Below are 19,125 nucleotides of genomic sequence, written 5' to 3' on the forward strand. Positions count from 1 at the left end.
GTGACACCCGAGAAAATGCCCGTTTAGGTCACTATGCGCTGCATGGTGATCGAGGTGGGGCGGTCATATCCGGGATGGGCGGTTTCGCCGGTTTTGACAAAGCCCATTCTGGCAAAGGCCCGGTGGTTTTCCGTCAATTCCACACGGACCTGCAATTCCACCGCGTCGAGGCCACGGGCGCGGGCGCGATCCGTGGCAAGGTCTACCAGCCGCGCAGCAAGCCCTTGTCCACGCCATGCGGCATCGACCGCGAGTTTGCCCAAGTAGAGACACCCGGATTTCGGCGTCAGGAAAACGCAGGCCACGGGCGGCGTGCCGATGGTCCAGACCTCGCCATTGCGGCAGTGCTGGTCGACGGATTCCACGGTCAGGCGGTGCATGGAGGAGGGCGGGTCGATCCGGCCCTCCATCTGCGCAAAGCTGCGGCGGATGAGATCAAGGATCGCCTCGGCCTGCCCGCTGCCGGGTTGCACCCGGACCGGGGCCGTGTCGAGGGTCATTTCAGCGCGCGCCAGCCGATGTCGCGGCGGCAAAACCCCTGAGGCCAGTCGATGCGATCGACCATGGCATAGGCGCGGTCGGCCGCCTCTTGCAGGGTGGTGCCACGGGCTGTGGCGGCCAGAACGCGGCCGCCTGTCGCGGTGATCTGCCCTTGGGCGCGTGTGGTGCCCGCGTGAAAGACCATGTGAAAGCTGTCCTCGGGGCAAGTGTCCAGCCCGTTGATGACGCTGCCTTTTTCGTAATCGTCGGGATAGCCCTGTGCGGCCAGAACCACCGTGAGGGCGTGATCCTCGGCCCAGTTGACGGAGATATCGGCAAGCCGCCCCTCGGCGGTGGCAAGCATCAGGTCGAGCGCCTGCGCGCCCAAGCGCATCATCAGCACCTGACATTCGGGATCGCCAAAGCGGCAATTGTATTCAACAAGGCGCGGTGCACCGTCCTTGATCATCAGCCCGACAAAGAGCACGCCTTGGTAGGGCGTGCCGCGCCGTGCCATTTCCGCCAAGGTGGGGCGGACGATCTGATCGAGCGCCTGTTGGGTCACGGCATCGGTCATCACCGGGGCGGGGGAATAGGCCCCCATGCCGCCGGTATTGGGGCCGGTGTCGCCTTCGCCCACGCGTTTGTGGTCTTGGGCGGTGCCGATGGGAAGGGCCGTCTCGCCGTCGCAAAGGACGAAAAAGCTGGCCTCTTCGCCGTCCATGAATTCCTCGATCACCACTTCGGCCCCGGCGCTGCCGAATTCGCCGCCGAACATGTCGTCTAGGGCGGCAAGCGCCTCCTCCTCGGTCATGGCGACGATCACGCCCTTGCCTGCCGCAAGTCCGTCGGCCTTGACCACGATGGGGGCGCCTTGGGTTTCGACATAGCTGCGGGCGGCGGCGAGATCGGTGAAATGGGCGTAGGCGGCGGTGGGGGCGCCTGCGGCGTCGCAGATGGATTTGGTAAAGCTCTTCGAGGCCTCAAGCCGGGCGGCGGCGGCGGAGGGACCAAAGACCAGCAATCCGGCGTCGCGCAGGCGGTCGGCGACACCGGCGGCCAAGGGCGCCTCGGGGCCGATGATGACGAAATCAATCGCCTCGGCCTCGCAAAAGCCAGCGATGGCCCCGCCGTCGAGAATGTCGAGCGCCGCAACTTCGGCGATTTCCGCGATCCCCGCATTGCCGGGGGCCACGATCAGCCGGTCGCATTTGGGGTTTTGCAGGACCGCCCAGGCAAGCGCATGTTCCCGCCCGCCCGATCCAAGGATGAGAATGTTCATGGCGGCAACTCCTGCTTGGCCTCGGTTGGCGAGCGTTCTAAGGTGGCGGGCAGCCAGACACAAGGCAGGAGGCGCGCGCATGTCCGATCTGATCGACGATCCCCAAGAGGGCGGCAATGCTCCGGAATTTTCGGTCTCGGATCTGTCAGGGGTGATCAAGCGGATGATCGAAGGCGAGTTTTCGCATGTGCGGGTGCGCGGCGAATTGGGGCGCATCTCGCGGCCACGGTCGGGGCATATCTATCTGGATCTAAAGGATGATAGTGCCGTGCTGGCGGGGATCATCTGGAAAGGGGTTGCGGCGCGCCTTGCGGTGCAGCCCGAAGAGGGGATGGAGGTGGTGGCCACGGGCCGTCTGACCACATTCCCCGGTCAGTCGCGCTATCAGATCATCATCGAGGATATGAAGCCAGCGGGCATGGGCGCGCTGATGGCGATGCTGGAAAAGCGCAAGGCGGCGCTGGCGGCGGAGGGGCTGTTTGCGCCTGAGCGCAAGCAGGCGCTGCCCTATCTGCCCGAGATTATCGGGGTTGTGACCTCGCCCTCGGGCGCGGTGATCCGCGATATTCTGCACCGGCTGCGCGACCGGTTTCCGCGCAAGGTGCTGATCTGGCCTGTCGCCGTGCAGGGGGACAGATGTGCGTCCGAGGTGGCGCGAGCGATCCGGGGGTTCAATGCGATGACGCCCGGTGGCGCGCTGCCGCGTCCCGATCTGATCATCGTGGCGCGCGGGGGCGGGTCGGTCGAGGATCTGTGGGGGTTCAACGAGGAAATCGTGGTGCGTGCGGCGGCGGAGAGTGCGATTCCGCTGATTTCCGCCGTGGGCCATGAGACCGACACAACGTTGATTGATTTCGCCTCGGACAAGCGGGCACCGACACCGACGGCGGCGGCGGAACTGGCGGTGCCGGTGCGCATGGACCTTTTGGCCTGGGTCGAGGGGCAGGGCGCGCGGCTGAGCCATGCGCTGAGCCAAGGGGTGCGTTTGCGTGGGCAGCGGTTGCGCGATCTGGCGCGGGCCTTGCCACGGGCCGAGGTGCTGCTCGATGGGCCGTGTCAACGGCTGGATGCGCTGGGCGAGCGCCTGCCTGCGGCGCTCATCCGTTCGGTGCAGGTGCGACGGGTGCATCTGTCGGAAACGGCGGGGGCGCTGCGGCCTGCGCTCTTGCGGCGCGCGGTCGAGGGGGATCGGCGGCGGTTACAGGGGGTGGCGGCGCGGCTCAATGTGCATGCGCTGAACCGGGATATTGCGCAGAAGCGGCGCGAATTGGACCGGCTGTCGATCCGATTTTCGGATGCGGCAGGACGGCAGGTGCAGGGCTGGCAGGATCAGCTGGCGGCGCTGGACCGGCTTCGCGAGACGCTGGGATACAAGGCCACGCTCAAGCGTGGCTATGCGGTGGTGCGCGGCGATGGGGCGGTTGTGACCACGCGGGCGGCGGCCGCGGGGGCCGGAGCGCTGGCGATCGAATTTACCGATGGGATGCTCGAGCTGTCGGGGGCTGCGACCCCGGCGCCGAAATCCAAGCCCAAGGGACCGCCGGAGGGGCAAGGGACGCTCTTTTGACGGGTTTATTCCGGTTTCTGCCCGCCGATGCGCTGGGTCAGGTCCGCAGCCGCCTCGGCCACTTGCCGTCCGACGGTCTCGAGCCGGGAATCGGGCAGGCGGGCGGCCAGACCCGAGACCGAGATGGCGCAGACCGCCTCGGCCTGCGGCGACCAGACCACGGCGGCAAGGCAGCGCAGGCCGGTCACGTGTTCCTCATCATCCAGCGCAAAACCCTGGGCACGGATGCGTTTGATGTCCACCATGGCGGTGGTCAGGCTGCGATGTGAGCGTTTGGTCATCGGGTGAAAGCCGGTGCGCGCCACGAATTCCGCAATATCGGCATCGGGCCAAGTGGCGAGAATCGCCTTGCCCATGCCAGAGCAAAAGGCGGGCACGCGCCCGCCGGGGGGCGAGATGGCGCGCATGATCTCGCGGCTTTCGACCTGTGACAGGGTCACAAGCTCGTCCTGGTCGAGAATCCCGAGATTGGCGGTTTCGCGCGTGACATCACGCAGATGACGCAAAAGCGGCAGCGCCGGGGTCACGAAATTATGCCGCCGGGCAAAGGCGGTGCCCACCGAAAACGCGCCGCGCCCCACATGCCAGAGCGCGCGTTCCGAATCGAACTGGGCGAAATGCTGCAATTCCAGCGTGGTCAGCAGCCGGTGGGTGGTCGAGACCGCAAGACCGGCCAGCCGCGCCAGATCCGAGACGCGCGCGCCTTCGTCCTGCTGGCTGAGCAGGTGCAGCAGGCGCAAGGCGCGGGCGACAGACTGGACGCCTTGGGTTTGGGGGTCGGACATGTTCGGTATACCTTTCCATACAATGGAAAACATTTTTCCCGTTCTTACAAGTGCCGCAGCACTGAAGTAGCTGCAAACCCCGATGATTTCCTGAAATACTGGAGCGATACTCATGACCACCTATGTTGACCGTCACGGCCTGAGCGTGGCCGCACCGCTGGCCCGTCTGATCGAGGATGAGGTGCTGCTTGGGCTGAGCGCCGATCAGTTCTGGTCGGGCTATGCCGCGCTGTTGCGTGATCTGGCCCCCAAGAACGCGGCCCTCTTGGCCAAGCGGCGGGAATTGCAGGTGCAGATCGACGGCTGGCACCGGGCGCGGCGCGGCCAGCAATTCGACGGTGAGGCATATCGCGAGTTTCTGACCGAGATCGGCTATCTGGTGCCGGAACCCGAGACATTCGAGCTGGGCACGCAGAATGTCGATGCCGAGATTGCGCAGGTCGCGGGGCCGCAATTGGTGGTGCCGGTGATGAATGCGCGCTTTGCGCTCAATGCGGCCAATGCGCGCTGGGGCAGTCTCTATGATGCGCTCTATGGCACGGATGCGATTGCAGGGCGTGCAGCGGGGCCGGGCTATGACGCGGCGCGCGGGGCGCAAGTGATTGCATGGGCGCGGGCACATATGGACAAGGTGGCCCCTTTGGCGGCTGGCTCTTGGGCGGATGTGGATGCCTTGGAGGTGGATGGCGAGTTGCGCATCACGGTCGCAGGACAGGTGACGGGGCTGGCCGATTCGGCGCAATTTGCCGGGCATACGGCGGGCGGTAATGTGATGTTGCGGGTCAACGGGCTGATGATCGAGATCGTGATCGACCGGGCCTCGGCCATTGGTCGCGATGATCCGGCTGGGATTTCTGACGTGCGGATCGAGAGCGCGCTGACCGCTATACAGGATTGCGAGGATTCGGTCGCGGCGGTGGATGCCGACGACAAATGCGTGGTCTACCGCAACTGGCTGGGTCTGATGCGCGGGGATCTGGAAGAGCGGTTCGAGAAGGGCGGGCGGCTCTTGACCCGGCGGCTGAACCCGGATGTGACCTATCTTGATCCGCAGGGCGCCGAGGTGGTGCATCCCGGTCGTGCGCTGATGCTGGTGCGCAATGTTGGTCTGTTGATGACCACGGATGCGGTGCTGCTCGATGGCAAGGAAACACCCGAGGTGATGCTGGATGCGGCGGTGACCGTGGCGGCGGCGATGCATGATCTGGCGCGCGGGCCTGAGGGCAATTCGCGGGCTGGATCTGTCTATGTGGTGATCCCCAAGCTGCACGGACCCGAGGAATGTGCCTTTGTCGATACGCTCTATGGGCGGATCGAAGAGGTGCTGGGCCTGCCACGCAACACGGTCAAGCTGGGCGTGATGGACGAAGAGCGGCGGACCTCGGCGAACCTGATGGCTTGTATCAAGGCGGTCAAGGATCGCTGCGTGTTCATCAATACCGGGTTTCTGGACCGCACCGGGGATGAAATTCATACCTCGATGCAGGCGGGGCCGGTCATTCCCAAGGGCGAGATGCAAAAGGCGATCTGGCTCGCGGCCTATGAGGCCGGGAATGTCGATGCGGGCCTTGCGGCGGGTATGACCGGGCGCGGTCAGATCGGCAAGGGCATGTGGGCCAAGCCCGATGCCATGGCCGATATGCTGGAGGTCAAGATCGCGCATCCCAAGGCCGGGGCGAATACCGCATGGGTGCCGTCGCCCACCGCGGCGACGCTGCATGCCACGCATTACCATCAGGTGGATGTGGCTGGACTGCAAGAGGCGCTGAAAGGGCGGGATCGCGCGGCACGGGCCGATCTCTTGACGCCGCCGCTGATGGTGGGGCGGAACCTATCGGGCGAAGAGGTGCGGCGCGAGTTGGACAATTCCTGTCAGTCGATCCTGGGCTATGTGGTGCGCTGGGTCGATCAGGGCATTGGCTGTTCCAAGGTGCCGGACATCAATGATGTCGCCCTGATGGAGGATCGCGCAACGCTGCGGATTTCGTCGCAATATCTGGCAAATTGGCTTATCCATGGGATCTGTACGGCAGAGGAAATCGACGCCTCGTTGCGGCGTATGGCCCCCAAGGTGGATGCGCAGAACGCGCATGACCCGGCCTATCGCCCGATGGCGCCCGATTTCGACGGGGCGGCGTTCAAGGCGGCGCGGGACCTGATTTTCGAGGGGGCCAAGCAGCCCTCGGGCTATACCGAGCCGCTGCTGCATGCGGCGCGGCGTGGGGTCAAGGCGGCATAAGGGGCAGGGCCATGATGACAGTGAAGCGGCTTGATCTGGCGGATGCCGGGGCGCTCCTTGCCGGGGCGCGGGCCAAGGCGGCGGAAATCGGCGTGCCGATGTGCATCGCCATCACCGACGAGGGCGGCAATCTGGTGGCATTCGAGCGGATGGATGGCGGCAAGGTCACGTCGATTACCATTGCCATCGACAAGGCCTTTACCGCCGCCGGAGCCAAAAAGGCGACGCATGAATATGGCGAGGTGAGCCAACCCGGCAAGCCGGTGTACGGTATCGCCTCGGCCATTGGCGGGCGGTTGATGGTGGTGGGCGGTGGCCTGCCTGTCGTCGTGGACGGAGAGGTTGTGGGCGGCATCGGCGTGAGTTCGGGCACACCGATGCAGGACCGCGAGGTTGCAGAGGCCGGGATCGCGGCGTTTCTGGCGGAACTCTAAACTTCGGCGGGGGCCAAGGCCTGCTGAAAATTTGCAAAGAACTGCGCGGCGAGTTTCTTTGCCGTGCTCTGAATCAGGCGGCTGCCCAATTGCGCGAGCTTGCCGCCGATTTCGGCGCGGGCGGTGTAGCGCAGCGTGGTGACGCCGTTGTCTTCGGTCAAGGTCACATCCGCGCCGCCCTTGGCATGGCCTGCGGCGCCGCCATTGCCCTGACCTGTCAGTGAAAACGCATCCGGCGCGCCTGTGGTGTCGAGCGTGACGGTGCCAGTAAAGCGCGCCTTGACCGGCCCGATCTTGAGCACGACGCGCGCCTCAAGTTCAGTGTCGGACTGTTTGATCAACTCCTCACAGCCCGGAATGCTCTGGCGCAGGATTTCGGGATCGTTCAGCGCGGCGTAGACGCGGGATTTGGGCGCGTGAAGCGTGATTTCATCGGCGAGGTCCATGGGGTCTCCTTGATACTTGGGGAATGTCAGGTCTGGCGCTGGCCCTGGCGGCGGTGCTGGACGATCTGCGCAAGGATCGAGAGCGCGATTTCCTCGGGCGTCACGGCATGGATCGCAAGGCCTGCAGGCGCGTGAACCCGCGCCAGCGCCTCAGGCGTGGCCTCAAGCCGCGCGGCGAGGGTGGCGAACTTGCGGCGGCTGGCGACAAAGCCGATGTAATCTGCGTCACTGGCAAGCGCCGCGCGCAGGGCGTCAAGATCGCCCACGCCTTGGGTGGCGATGACCACCATGCGCACATGGTTGGCGGCGGGCAGGGGGCCAGAATCGGGCAGGGTATCCGGCGTGGTGATGTCAAAGCCGAAGGGCTGGGCGAGGGTGGCAAGCGCCAGGGCCACGGGCGAGGCCCCGAGAATCACCAGTTCTGGGCGAGGCAGGACAGGTTCCACGAAAATCTCCATCGCGCCCTTGCTGGGACAGCCGTTGCGGGCAATGTCGCGCCCCTCATGGCGCTGACCGGGGCTGAGACCCTGTGCGGTCAGATCCTCGTCGGGCTGAATGGAAATCAGGCGCGGTGTGCCCTCGGCGATGGCGCTCTGGGCGGCGCGGGCAACCGCGCCCCGCACGCATCCGCCGCCGATCCAGCCCTCGGTGATGGTGCCATCCGCGAGGATCAGCGCCCGTGCGCCCGGCTTGGCGGCGGTGGCCCCGACGGTGCGGATCACGGTGGCGATCGCATAGGGGGTGCGGGCGGCGTTCAAGCGGTGGGTAGCCGTGTTGAGCGTGTCAGGGATCATGTCAGGCGCTCCAACTGCGGGCCAAGCGCCGCCAGATCATCGAGCGTCGTGGCAGCGGCGAAGAGATCAAGATGCGGCAGGGCGGCGGCCATGGCGGCCGTCACCGGCGCGTAATCCTTCCAACCTTTCAAGGGGTTGAGCCATATGATGCGACCGCCCCGTTTGCGCAGCCGCGCGAGGGCGTCGGTCAGGGCGGCGGGCGGGTCGGTGTCGTAGCCGTCCGAAAGGATCACAACGACCGAGCGCGAATTGACGCAATGCCGCGCAGGGCCGTGGGCGAACTGTGCAAGCGATGCACCGATTTTCGAGCCGCCGCCAAAGCCATCGGCCAAGAGCGACAGGCGGTTGAGCGCGCGCAGCGGATCAGGGTCACGCAGCGCGTCAGAAATGCGCACAAGGCGGGTGTGGAACAGCCACGCGTCGGTGGCGTCATCGGCGCGAATGAGGCCGGTGAGAAAGGCGAGAAACACCCGCGCGTAGATTGTCATCGAGCCGGAGACATCGCAAAGGGCGATGATCCGCATTTGCCGGTCTGGGCGTTTCTTGCGCGGGAGTGTCAGAGGCTCGCCCCCGGTCGAGAGGCTGGCACGGATCAGGCGGCGAAAGTGGATTTGATCGCCCCGGCGCGCGGCGCGGCGACGGCGCGACCGGCGGTAGGCGAGGGAGTGCGCGAGGTGGCGGGCGATGGATTCAGCGGCGGCAATGTCCTGCGGGCTGACCAGTTTGCGCATGTCGTGATGCATGAGGCTGGCGGTGCGGCTGGCGATGAGCGTGCCGGTGCCCTCGCCATGCGCGGCACCTGCACCATCGTCGGGGGCGTGAATTTGCCCGCGCGCGGCGGCGTTTTCGCCGCTTGCTTCGCGGCTGCTGCGGCTGTGGGCGTTGCCGCCACGCTCTGACGGGGCAAATTTTTCGCGCACGCGGCCGGCGTTCAGCCAATAGCTGTCAAAGAGCGCGTCGAACTGCGTCACCTCATCGGCGGTGCTGGCGCAGACCGACTTGAGGGCGCGGCGGGTCTCGTCGGGGTTGGCGGCGTTGACATGGGTGAGCGCGGCGAGGGCTGTTTCTGTCTCGCCCACCCCCAAACGCAGGCCATTGGCGCGCAGATGGGCGATGAAACCCGCGATGCGCGCCGATGGCCCCGGATCGCGGGCGGCAAAGCGGGTGACGCGACTCATGCCGCTTGTCCCGCGAGGCGCTGCGCCACTTCGGTGGTGATGCGGGCGCGGTCCACTTGGGTCTTGAGCAGGGTGGCGAGGGCAGCTTGCAGGATCACCGGATCATGGGTCAGGTCGTTGATGCCGAGGCCAGCAAGGGCGGCGGCGAAATCGAGGGTTTCGGCGATGCCGGGGGTTTTCTCCAGATCCTCGCGGCGGAGTGTCTGCACGAAGCTGACGATCTGGCGGGTGAGGTGTTGGTCGATCTGGGGACAGCGACTTTGCAATATTGCAAGCTCTGCGGCGCGTTCCGGGTAGTCGACATGCGCATAAATGCAGCGTCTGCGCAGCGCATCCGAGAGGTCGCGGGTGCCATTGGCCGTGAGGATCACCATGGGGCGCGCAGTGGCGGTGACGGTACCCATCTCGGGAATGGTGATCTGGAACTCGGACAGAATTTCAAGAAGATAGGCCTCGAATTCCTCGTCCGCGCGGTCGATCTCGTCGATCAGCAGAACCGGCGATTCCGTCTGCCTGATGGCCTGCAACAAGGGACGCTCCAGCAGATATTCATCCGAGAATATCCGTGCCTCGATGCCGGCCCCTGTCTCGCCCCCCTTCGGCGGCGGCGCGGATGGCAAGGAGTTGGCGGGGGTAGTTCCATTCATAGATCGCCTGTGCTGCGTCCAGCCCTTCGTAGCATTGCAACCGGATCAGGCGCGTGGATTTGAGCGCCGCGAGCACGCGCGCCACCTCGGTTTTGCCCACGCCTGCCGCCCCTTCCAGCAGGAGAGGCCGCCCCAGCGACAGCGCGATATGCAAGGCCATGACCAGATCATCGCCCGCGATATAGCCATGATCCGCCATGCTCTGTTGCAGATCGCGCCAGTCTGCCATGCTGTCATCCTGTTTCTTCTTGGTGCAAATACTCCGGGGGTCCGGGGGCTGGCCCCCGGTCCCGTCCTCAGCCATGCAGCCCAAGCTCGTGCGCCGCGCGCCAGATGCGCCAATGATCATGCGGCATATGGGTGTGGCGCAGGCCAAAGGGGCGCAGCGCGTCATGCACGGCGTTGGAAAAGGCCGGAACACCGCCGACATTCGGGCTTTCGCCCACGCCCTTGGCCCCGATGGGGTGATGCGGCGAGGGGGTTTCGGTGTGATCGGTGGTGTAATGCGGCGTTTCCCAGGCAGTCGGGAGGAAGAAATCCATCAGCGTGCCGGTTTTGACATTGCCCATCTCGTCATAGGCAATCTCTTGCCCCATGGCGATGGCGAGTGCCTCGGTCAGGCCGCCGTGGACCTGGCCTTCGATCACCATCGGATTGATGCGGGTGCCGCAATCGTCGAGCGCGTAGAACTGGCGCACCGCGATCTCGCCGGTGTCCACGTCGATCTCCATCACGCAGATATAGGCGCCGAAGGGATAGGTCATGTTGGGCGGGTCATAGTAGCTGACCGCTTCGAGCCCCGGCTCGACACCGGGAATGGCCTGATGATAGGCGGCATAGGCAATCTCGGCCATGGTCTTGAATCGTTCCGGCGCGCCCTTGACGACAAAGCGGTCGATGTCGAATTCGACGTCATCGTCGTGGACCTCAAGCAGATAGGCCGCGATCATCTGCGCCTTGGCGCGGATCTTGCGACCGGCAAGCGCGGTGGCCGCGCCTGCGACGGGTGTCGAGCGGCTGCCATAGGTGCCAAGGCCGTAAGGGGCGGTGTCGGTGTCGCCTTCTTCCACCGTGATCTTGTCCGCCGGAATGCCGATTTCGGAGGCGAGGATCTGGGCAAAGGTGGTGGCGTGGCCTTGGCCCTGAGAGATGGTGCCAAGACGGGCGATGGCCGATCCGGTGGGGTGGATGCGAATCTCGCAGCTGTCGAACATGCCCATCCCGAGGATGTCGCAATTCTTGACCGGGCCAGCGCCGACGATCTCGGTGAAATGGGTCAGGCCGATCCCCAGCAATTTGCGGGTTTCGCCGCGTTTGAAGGCCGCGACCCGGTCGGCCTGTTCCGCGCGCAGACCGGCGTAATCCACGGCCTTGAGCGCCTTGTCCCAAGCGGTGTGATAGTCGCCCGAATCGTATTCCCAGCCAAGCGCCGACTGATAGGGAAACTGGTCGGCGCGGATGAAGTTGAGGCGCCGCAGCTCTGCGGCGTCCATGCCCAACTCGATCGCCAGTATCTCGATCATCCGTTCGATGAAATAGGCGGCCTCGGTCACGCGGAAGGAGCAGCGATAGGCGACGCCGCCGGGGGCCTTGTTGGTATAGACGCCATCGACGCCCACGTAGGCCACGGGGATGTCATAGCTGCCGGTGCAGATGTGAAAGAAGCCGGCAGGAAATTTGGTGGGATCGGCGCAGGCGTCGAACGCGCCGTGATCGGCGGTGACATGGCACCAAAGGCCGGTGATCTTGCCGTCTTTGGTGGCCGCGATCTTGCCTTTCATCCAGTAATCGCGGGCGAATGCTGTGGCCATCAGGTTTTCCATCCGGTCCTCGACCCATTTCACCGGCACGCCGGTCACGATAGAGGCGACAATGGCGCAGACATAGCCGGGATAGACGCCCACCTTGTTGCCAAATCCGCCGCCGATGTCGGGGCTGACCACGCGGATGTTGTGTTCGTCGATGCCCGAGAGCAAGGAGGCCACGGTGCGCACCACATGCGGGGCCTGAAAGGTGCCGTAGACGGTGAGCTTGCCATTCACCTTGTCCATGGATGCGACGCAGCCGCAGGTTTCCAGTGGGCAGGGGTGGGTGCGGTGGTAGTAGATCATTTCCTCGGCCACCACATCGGCGGCGGCGATCACCTCTTCGGTGGCGGATTTGTCGCCCTCTTCCCACAGGAAAATGTGGTTGGGGTGGCGGCGGGGGCCGTGCGCGCCATCGGCACCGGGGGTGAGATCCTCGCGCAGGGTCACATCGGATTGCAGGGCCTCGAACGGGTCGGTGATGACGGTCAGTTCCTCATACTCGACCTCGACCAGTTCCACGGCATCGGCGGCGATATAGCGGTCGCGGGCGACGACAAAGGCCACCTCTTGCCCTTGAAAGAGCACCTTGCCATCGGCCAGCACCATCTGTTTGTCGCCCGCAAGCGTGGGCATCCAGTGCAGGCCAAGCGGTTCGAGATCCTTGGCGGTCAGCACAGCGACCACGCCATCGAGCGCCATGGCGGCGGAGGTGTCGATGGATTTGACGCGGGCATGGGCGTAGGGCGAGCGAACAAAATCGCCAAAGAGCATACCGGGCAGCTTGATGTCATCGACATAGTTGCCCTTGCCTTGGGTAAAGCGTGCATCCTCCACGCGCTTGCGGGCGCAGCCGATGCCCTTGAGCTTGGCGGTGCGGTCGTCGCGGTCTGGGGTCAGGTCGTTCATTCTGCGGCCTCCTTGGCAGCATTGATCGTGGCGGCGGCGGCAAGCACGGATTTGACGATGTTCTGATAGCCGGTGCAGCGGCAGAGATTGCCGGCCATGCCAAAACGCACCTCTTCCTCGGTCGGGTCGGGGTTTTCCTTGAGGAGTTGCGCCGCGCGGGTGATCATGCCCGGCGTGCAGAAGCCGCATTGCAACCCGTGATGCTCGCGGAACGCCTCTTGCAGCGGATGCAGCGCGTCGGGCGTGCCGAGCCCCTCGATGGTGGTGATGGAGGCACCATCGGCTTGCGCGGCGAACACCGTGCAGGATTTGACCGAGCGGTCGCCCATGATCACGGTGCAGGCGCCGCAATGCGAGGTTTCGCAGCCAATGTGAGGCCCGGTGATATTGAGGCGTTCGCGCAGGACATGGATCAGGAGTTCGCGCGGCTCGGCCAGCAATTCATGCCGGGTGCCGTTTACGGTGAGGGTGATCTGCATTTTCTTTGACATGGGTCTCTTCCTCAGGCGCGCGACCAGGCGCGGGCGATGGCGCGGGCAAGGATGATGCCCGCCGCGTGGCGTTTGAATTCGGCAGGACCGCGATTGTCCTCTGATGGATCAATGGCGGCCTGCATCGCGGTGATTGCGGCGATAACGGCATCCTCGCCGCAGGCGGTGCCGACAAGGGCCTCGCCTGCTGCCTCGGCCCAGATGGGCGTATCCGACAGGTTGGTCATGGCGATGGAAGCGGCGGTGCAGCGGTCGCCCAAGCGGGTGAGGATCACGGCGGCGGCGGCGGTGGCGTAATCGCCGATCTTGCGTTTCTGTTTTTCATAGGCCTGCCCGCCGGTGGGTGCGTCAAAGCTGACGGCGGTCAGGATTTCGTCGTCCTCACGGGCGGTGAGATAGGCGCTTTCGTAAAACTCTCGCGCGGGGATGTCGCGGCTGCCCGCAGGGCCGGTGACGTGGAATGTGGCATTCAGGCATTGCATGAGACCGGGCATGTCGTTGCCGGGATCGCCATTGGCGACATTGCCACCGACCGTGCCCATGGCGCGCACCTGCGGGTCGGCGATTTGAAGGGCTGCCTCGCGCAGGATGGGGGCGTGGGTGGTTAGGCCGGCATGGGCGATGATTTCTGCCTGCGTGACCATGGCCCCAAGGGTGATGCGGTGGCCGTCGATGGTGATCCCGCGCAACGCGTCGATGGCTTGCAGGTCGATGAGATGCGGCACCTCGGCCATGCGCAGCTTCATCATCGGGATGAGGCTGTGACCGCCTGCGATGACGCGGGCGTCGTCGCCGTGTTCTTGCAGCAGGGCCAAGGCGGCGGGCAGATCACCGGGGCGGTGATACTCGAATGCGGCTGGAATCATGTGGTCTCCTCCCAAAGACGGGGCCGGGCGGCCTTGGGCGGGATTTGGAGAGGGCGGGCGCGGGTTGTCGCCTCACATGTCCTGAAAATCGCGGGTCGCTGCACGAAATGCGAAATGGTTGCACGAAATGCGAGTGTTTCAGGCGGCGAGCGTTTCGGCGCCGATGGGGTGCCACGCCTGCATCCGCGCTCGGAACCATGTGCGCTGGCGTTTGGCATATTGGCGGGTGGCGATGGTGGCGGCCTCGCGGGCCTGATCGAGGGTCATTTGCCCACGCAGATGCGCGATGAGTTCGGGCGCGCCGATCGCCTTCATCGACGGCAGGGCAGGGTCCCAGAGGGGCAGATTGGCGCGCGCCTCGTCCAGCGCCCCGGCGCCCAGCATTGCATCAAAACGGCGAGCGATACGGGCCCCAAGCCAATCCTTGTCGGCGGTGATCACGAGCGGCGTGCAGGTGCCGAGCGGCAGGAGAGGCGGCGGTGTGTCATCCTGCCATGCCGACAGCCCCCGGCCTGTGGCGCGCTGCACCTCCCAGGCGCGCTGCACGCGCATCGGATTGCGCGTGTCGATGCGGTCACGGGTCGTGGGGTCGAGCGCAGCCAGAAGGGGGGCAAGGCCCTGGCTGGCCAGCAGGTGATCTGCCTCGGCGCGGATCGCGGCGGGGGTTGCGGGGATTTCGGCCAGACCTTCGGTCAAGGCGCTGAAATAGAGGCCGGTGCCGCCGACGATGATGGGCCGCGCGGGTGCCTTGAGGATCGCTGCCACCTCGCGCAGCCAATGGCCGGTGGAATAGGGCGTGCGCGCGCCGACGTGACCATAAAGACGGTGGGGAAGATCAGCTTCGTCCTCGAGACTGGGCCGCGCGCTGAGAATGCGCCAGTTTTCATAAACTTGCAGGGCGTCGGCGTTGACGATCACGCCGCCCTGGGTGCGGGCGATTTCCATCGCAAGCGCCGATTTGCCGCTGGCAGTGGGGCCGGCGATCAAGACGGGGCGGTCGGGGGCGATGTCAATGGGCAGGTGCATAGGCCCCGGTTAACGCCAATCGCGCGGTTTGGCGAGGCGGTTTGCCGCCTTTTCCCCGCGAAACGGGGTGATCAGCGATTGCACATGGGCGGCATTTGCGACATTTTGCGCGGGATTGACACGACCGAGCGGAGAATGCCGATGACCACCCCGGAGAGAGCCAAATTCACCCGTGTGATGCTCAAGATTTCCGGGGAGGCTCTGATGGGGGATTTGGGGTATGGCCTGCATCCGCCCACGGTCGAGCGGATCGCGCGCGAGGTTAAGATCGTGCATGATCTGGGGGTCGAGATCTGCATGGTGATCGGGGGCGGCAACATTTTTCGCGGCTTGCAAGGCAGCGCGCAGGGGATGGAGCGCACGACCGCCGATTACATGGGCATGCTCGCCACGGTGATGAACGCGCTGGCGATGCAATCGGCGCTGGAGAAAATGGGCGTGTTCTGTCGGGTGATTTCGGCCATTCGCATGGATGAGGTGGCCGAGCCTTATATCCGCCGCCGCGCGGTGCGGCATCTGGAGAAAAAGCGCGTCTGCATCTTTGCCGCCGGAACCGGCAATCCCTATTTCACCACGGATACGGCGGCGACGTTGCGCGCCAATGAAATGGCCTGCGAGGCGATCTTCAAGGGGACCAAGGTGGACGGCGTCTATGACAAGGACCCGATCAAGCACGCGGATGCCAAGCGGTTCGAGCGCGTGACCTATGACGAGGTTCTGGCGCAGCATCTGGGGGTGATGGATGCCTCTGCGATTGCACTGGCGCGGGACAATAACCTGCCGATCATCGTCTTCTCACTTGACGAACCGGGCGGGTTCAAGGGCATTCTGGCCGGTGAGGGCACCTATACAACCGTGCACGGTTGATGCAAAACAAGGCTTAGACGCAAGAGCCGCAAGAAGGACCAAGACAATATGGCGGATGATATCGAAATCGACACAGGCGATCTGGAGCGCCGGATGGAAGGCGCGATGAGCGCACTCAAGACCGAGTTTGCCTCGTTGCGCACCGGGCGCGCCTCGGCCTCGATGCTGGAGCCGATCATGGTCGATGCCTATGGCCAGAAAACCCCGATCAACCAAGTGGGCACGGTCAACGTGCCAGAGCCGCGGATGGTGACGGTCAATGTCTGGGACAAGGGGCTGGTCGGCAAGGTGGAAAAGGCCATTCGCGAGAGCGGTTTGGGCATCAATCCGCAGCTAAATGGCACGATCATCATGTTGCCGATCCCCGAGTTGAACGAGCAGCGCCGCAAGGAATTGACCAAAGTGGCGGCGCAATATGCCGAACACGCCCGCGTCGCCGTGCGCAATGTGCGCCGCGATGGCATGGATCAGATCAAGAAGGCCAAGGGCGATGGCATGTCGGAGGATGATCAGAAATTCTGGGAATCCGAGGTGCAATCCCTGACCGACCGTTTCATCAAGCATGTGGATGAATTGCTTGAGGGCAAGCAAGCGGAGATCATGCAGGTCTGATGGCAAAAAGCGCGCCCATGGCAGGAATATCCGCGCCGGCCGAGGGGCCGCGCCATGTGGCGATCATCATGGATGGCAACGGACGCTGGGCGCAAAAGCGCGGGCGTCCGCGCCTTTTCGGGCATCACGCCGGCGCGCGGCGGGTGCGTGAAATTGTGCAGGCCTGCCCCGGTTTGGGGGTCAAGTATCTGACGATCTTTGCCTTTTCCACCGAGAACTGGAAACGGACACAGACCGAGGTGGCCGGTCTCATGAGTCTCTTTCGCCGCTATATCATGAAGGAAATGCAGGAATTCGTGCGCGAGAACGTGCAGGTGCGTTTCATCGGGGACCGGCCGCGTCTGGATGCCAAGCTGCGCGGGCTGATGGACGAGGCCGAGGCGATGACCGCGCATTGCACCGGCACGAACCTGACCATTGCCCTGAATTATGGGGGGCGCGATGAGGTATCGCGCGCCACGCGGCGGCTGGCAGAGGATGTGGCCGCAGGGCGGTTGCGCCCAGAGGATGTGGACGAGGAAACCTTGCCACGGTATCTGGATACCTATGTTTTGCCCGACCCCGATCTGGTGATCCGCACCAGCGGCGAGGCGCGGATTTCCAATTTCCTGCTCTGGCAATCGGCCTATGCGGAATATGAGTTCATCGACACGCTCTGGCCGGATTTCACGCCGGATGTCTTTGCTGGATTGCTCGCGCAGTACGGCACGCGGGACCGCCGCTTTGGGGCTGTGCCTGCATGAGCGGCGCGGCGCGTTGGGCTGATCTCTGGCCCCGGCTTGTGTCGGGTATCGTGCTGATCGTCGTGGGCGCGGTTGAGATCTGGGTAGGTGGATTACCCTTTGCCGCGCTGGTCTGTGCGCTGGCGGGCGCGATGATCTGGGAAGCCGCGCGGATGTTCGCGGCCCGTGATGCGCTGCGCTCTGGCGTGCTGGCGGCGGTGGCTGTGGCGCTGGCACTGTGGCTGCCGGGGATCATGGTCTTGCCTCTTTTGCTGGCGGCAGTGATGGTCGCGTCAAGCTCAATCGAGCGCGAGCGCGGGCCGTTCTTTGCGCTGGCGCTCTGGGCGCTATTGGGCTGTTATGCCATGGGCACGCTGCGCGCTGAGGCCGGTTTGGTCTGGGTCTTGTGGCTGGTCGCGGTTGTGGTGATCTCGGATGTGGCGGGGTACTTTGCCGGGCGCATTCTGGGCGGGCCCAAGTTCTGGCCACGGTTCAGCCCCAAGAAAACATGGTCCGGCACGATTGCGGGCTGGATTGGTGCGGCGGTGATCGGGCTGATCTTTGCCGGGCCGACCGGGGCAGGTCTTGCGCTGGTGCCTTTGTCGGTGCTGGTAGGCTTTGCCGGGCAGATGGGGGATATTGCCGAAAGCGCGGCCAAGCGGCTGCGTGGGGTCAAGGACAGTTCCAACCTCATCCCGGGTCATGGCGGTGTTCTGGACCGGTTCGATGCGATGCTGGGCGCGGCGCTGGTTGTGGTGATCCTTTGGGCGCTGGGTCTCTTGCCGGGGGTGGCATGAAACGTATTTCCATTTTGGGCGCGACCGGTTCTGTCGGGCAGAACACAATTGACCTGATCCGCCGCGCGCCGGGGGCCTATCAGGTGGTGGCGCTGACGGGCGGGCATCATATCGACCAGCTGGCGCGGGATGCGATTGATCTGGGGGCCGAAGTGGCGGTGACGGCGCATGACGATCTGCTGGTGTCCCTGCGCGAGGCGCTGAGGGGCAGCAAGGTCGAGGCGGCGGCGGGCAAGGCCGCGCTGATCGAGGCGGCCAGCCGTCCGGCGCAATGGGTCATGTCGGCCATCGTTGGGGCCGCCGGGCTGGCCCCCGGTCTGGCGGCGCTGGAGCAGGGCGCGACGCTGGCCTTGGCCAACAAGGAATCGCTTGTGACGGCGGGGGCGCTGATGATGCGCACCGCGCGCGCCAACCGCGCCAATATCCTGCCGGTGGACAGTGAGCATTCGGCGATTTTTCAGGCGCTGGTCGGCGAGGATGCTGCCGCTGTGAGCCGGGTCATCATCACCGCCTCGGGCGGGGCATTTCGCGATTGGCCGCTGGAGCGGCTGGCCGCCGCTACCGTGGCCGAGGCGTCGAGCCATCCCAATTGGGCCATGGGGCAGAGGATCACCATCGATTCCGCCTCGATGTTCAACAAGGCGATGGAGATGATCGAGGCGCGGGAATTCTTTGGCTTTACCCCCGATCAGATCGAGGTGTTGATCCATCCCCAATCGCTTGTGCATGCGCTGGTGGGGTTCTGCGACGGGGCGCTCATGGCGCATGTGGGGCCGCCCGATATGCGCCATGCCATCGGCTACGCGCTGAACTGGCCGCAGCGTCAGGCGCTGCCGGTGGCGGCGCTGGATCTGGCGGCGATTGGCACGCTGGAATTTCGCCCGCCTGATCCCGAGCGTTATCCCGCGCTGCGGCTGGCGCGTGAGGTGATGCAGGCGCGCGGCCTCTCGGGGGCGGTGTTCAACGCCGCCAAGGAGCGGGCGCTGGACCATTTCATCGCAGGACGGATCGGATTTACCGACATGAACATCGTGGTGGAGGAGGTTTTGACCGCCTTGCACGATGCGCCCGAGGCGCGGAATTCCGAGATGACCCTTGATGTGGTGGCGCATATGGACCATCTGGCTAGGAAGCAGGCCGATCTGGTCGTGTCTCAGCGAAAAACCCAAGGATAAAGT

Annotated in this window: 18 protein-coding genes and 1 pseudogene; 8 read left to right on the top strand and 11 right to left on the bottom strand. The window is 64.8% G+C overall.

What is annotated here, in order from left to right:
* Window positions 1-23 precede the first annotated feature (23 nt).
* On the bottom strand, window positions 24-500 hold the full coding sequence (locus ROSMUC_RS05665) for a GNAT family N-acetyltransferase (RefSeq protein WP_052115261.1): 477 nt from the start codon (window positions 498-500) through the stop codon (window positions 24-26).
* On the bottom strand, window positions 497-1,762 hold the full coding sequence (gene purD / locus ROSMUC_RS05670; protein ID WP_037270535.1) for a phosphoribosylamine--glycine ligase: 1,266 nt from the start codon (window positions 1,760-1,762) through the stop codon (window positions 497-499). The genes ROSMUC_RS05665 and purD overlap by 4 nt, the downstream gene beginning before the upstream one ends.
* Window positions 1,763-1,841: 79 nt before the next feature.
* On the opposite strand from purD, the gene xseA reads away from it, so the two are divergent.
* Entirely contained in the window at window positions 1,842-3,329 is a 1,488-nt protein-coding gene (xseA, locus tag ROSMUC_RS05675) for an exodeoxyribonuclease VII large subunit (protein WP_037270537.1), read from the top strand.
* A 5-nt stretch (window positions 3,330-3,334) separates the two neighbouring features.
* Here xseA and ROSMUC_RS05680 read toward each other — a convergent pair whose 3' ends face one another.
* Window positions 3,335-4,114, bottom strand: coding sequence for an IclR family transcriptional regulator (locus tag ROSMUC_RS05680; protein ID WP_037270539.1), 780 nt, complete (start codon window positions 4,112-4,114; stop codon window positions 3,335-3,337).
* Window positions 4,115-4,226: 112 nt separating this feature from the next.
* On the opposite strand from ROSMUC_RS05680, the gene ROSMUC_RS05685 reads away from it, so the two are divergent.
* Both ROSMUC_RS05685 and ROSMUC_RS05690 read left to right on the top strand, forming a co-directional pair.
* A complete protein-coding gene (locus tag ROSMUC_RS05685) occupies window positions 4,227-6,353 on the top strand; it encodes a malate synthase G (protein WP_037270542.1) in 2,127 nt (708 codons plus the stop codon).
* An 11-nt stretch (window positions 6,354-6,364) separates the two neighbouring features.
* Window positions 6,365-6,787: a GlcG/HbpS family heme-binding protein gene (locus ROSMUC_RS05690; RefSeq protein ID WP_037270544.1), complete on the top strand. Its 423-nt coding sequence runs from the start codon at window positions 6,365-6,367 to the stop codon at window positions 6,785-6,787.
* Here the strand turns inward: ROSMUC_RS05690 and ROSMUC_RS05695 are convergent.
* The 8 genes and pseudogenes from ROSMUC_RS05695 to miaA all read right to left on the bottom strand — a co-directional run bounded on the left by ROSMUC_RS05695 (window position 6,784) and on the right by miaA (window position 14,949).
* Window positions 6,784-7,233, bottom strand: a complete 450-nt coding sequence (locus tag ROSMUC_RS05695; RefSeq protein ID WP_037270546.1) for an SRPBCC family protein — start codon at window positions 7,231-7,233, stop codon at window positions 6,784-6,786. The two genes, ROSMUC_RS05690 and ROSMUC_RS05695, sit on opposite strands and share 4 nt — an antisense overlap.
* Before the next feature lie 26 nt (window positions 7,234-7,259).
* A complete protein-coding gene (locus ROSMUC_RS05700) occupies window positions 7,260-8,027 on the bottom strand; it encodes an XdhC family protein (RefSeq protein ID WP_037270548.1) in 768 nt (255 codons plus the stop codon).
* Complete coding sequence (locus ROSMUC_RS05705; protein WP_037270550.1) at window positions 8,024-9,205, bottom strand: vWA domain-containing protein; 1,182 nt, start codon at window positions 9,203-9,205, stop codon at window positions 8,024-8,026. Before ROSMUC_RS05705 ends, ROSMUC_RS05700 begins: the two co-directional genes overlap by 4 nt.
* Window positions 9,202-10,081: pseudogene (locus tag ROSMUC_RS05710) on the bottom strand (AAA family ATPase). Before ROSMUC_RS05710 ends, ROSMUC_RS05705 begins: the two are co-directional and overlap by 4 nt.
* A 67-nt stretch (window positions 10,082-10,148) precedes the next feature.
* Window positions 10,149-12,566 carry an aerobic carbon-monoxide dehydrogenase large subunit gene (locus tag ROSMUC_RS05715; RefSeq protein ID WP_037270552.1) on the bottom strand — a complete coding sequence of 806 codons (2,418 nt, stop codon included), beginning with the start codon at window positions 12,564-12,566 and terminating at the stop codon, window positions 10,149-10,151.
* Window positions 12,563-13,057 (bottom strand): (2Fe-2S)-binding protein, encoded by a 495-nt coding sequence (locus ROSMUC_RS05720; RefSeq protein ID WP_037270554.1) that lies wholly within the window; start codon window positions 13,055-13,057, stop codon window positions 12,563-12,565. The genes ROSMUC_RS05715 and ROSMUC_RS05720 overlap by 4 nt, the downstream gene beginning before the upstream one ends.
* Window positions 13,058-13,068: 11 nt before the next feature.
* Window positions 13,069-13,923, bottom strand: a complete 855-nt coding sequence (locus tag ROSMUC_RS05725; RefSeq protein WP_037270556.1) for an FAD binding domain-containing protein — start codon at window positions 13,921-13,923, stop codon at window positions 13,069-13,071.
* 138 nt (window positions 13,924-14,061) lie between these two features.
* Window positions 14,062-14,949 (bottom strand): tRNA (adenosine(37)-N6)-dimethylallyltransferase MiaA, encoded by an 888-nt coding sequence (gene miaA / locus ROSMUC_RS05730; protein WP_037270558.1) that lies wholly within the window; start codon window positions 14,947-14,949, stop codon window positions 14,062-14,064.
* Window positions 14,950-15,090: 141 nt separating this feature from the next.
* Between miaA and pyrH the strand changes: the two genes are divergently transcribed.
* From pyrH to dxr, 5 genes are read left to right on the top strand one after another with little or no spacing between them, the layout of a single operon-like run.
* Window positions 15,091-15,816, top strand: a complete 726-nt coding sequence (gene pyrH, locus ROSMUC_RS05735) for a UMP kinase (protein WP_206018426.1) — start codon at window positions 15,091-15,093, stop codon at window positions 15,814-15,816.
* Between the two features lie 48 nt (window positions 15,817-15,864).
* A complete protein-coding gene (frr, locus tag ROSMUC_RS05740) occupies window positions 15,865-16,428 on the top strand; it encodes a ribosome recycling factor (RefSeq protein ID WP_037270562.1) in 564 nt (187 codons plus the stop codon).
* 17 nt (window positions 16,429-16,445) lie between these two features.
* Window positions 16,446-17,171 (top strand): undecaprenyl pyrophosphate synthase, encoded by a 726-nt coding sequence (locus ROSMUC_RS05745; RefSeq protein ID WP_037271006.1) that lies wholly within the window; start codon window positions 16,446-16,448, stop codon window positions 17,169-17,171.
* Complete coding sequence (locus tag ROSMUC_RS05750; protein ID WP_037270564.1) at window positions 17,168-17,947, top strand: phosphatidate cytidylyltransferase; 780 nt, start codon at window positions 17,168-17,170, stop codon at window positions 17,945-17,947. The genes ROSMUC_RS05745 and ROSMUC_RS05750 overlap by 4 nt, the downstream gene beginning before the upstream one ends.
* Window positions 17,944-19,122: a 1-deoxy-D-xylulose-5-phosphate reductoisomerase gene (dxr, locus tag ROSMUC_RS05755; protein ID WP_037270566.1), complete on the top strand. Its 1,179-nt coding sequence runs from the start codon at window positions 17,944-17,946 to the stop codon at window positions 19,120-19,122. The genes ROSMUC_RS05750 and dxr overlap by 4 nt, the downstream gene beginning before the upstream one ends.
* Window positions 19,123-19,125: the final 3 nt, after the last annotated feature.

Source organism: Roseovarius mucosus DSM 17069, from assembly GCF_000768555.3.
GTDB lineage: Bacteria > Pseudomonadota > Alphaproteobacteria > Rhodobacterales > Rhodobacteraceae > Roseovarius > Roseovarius mucosus.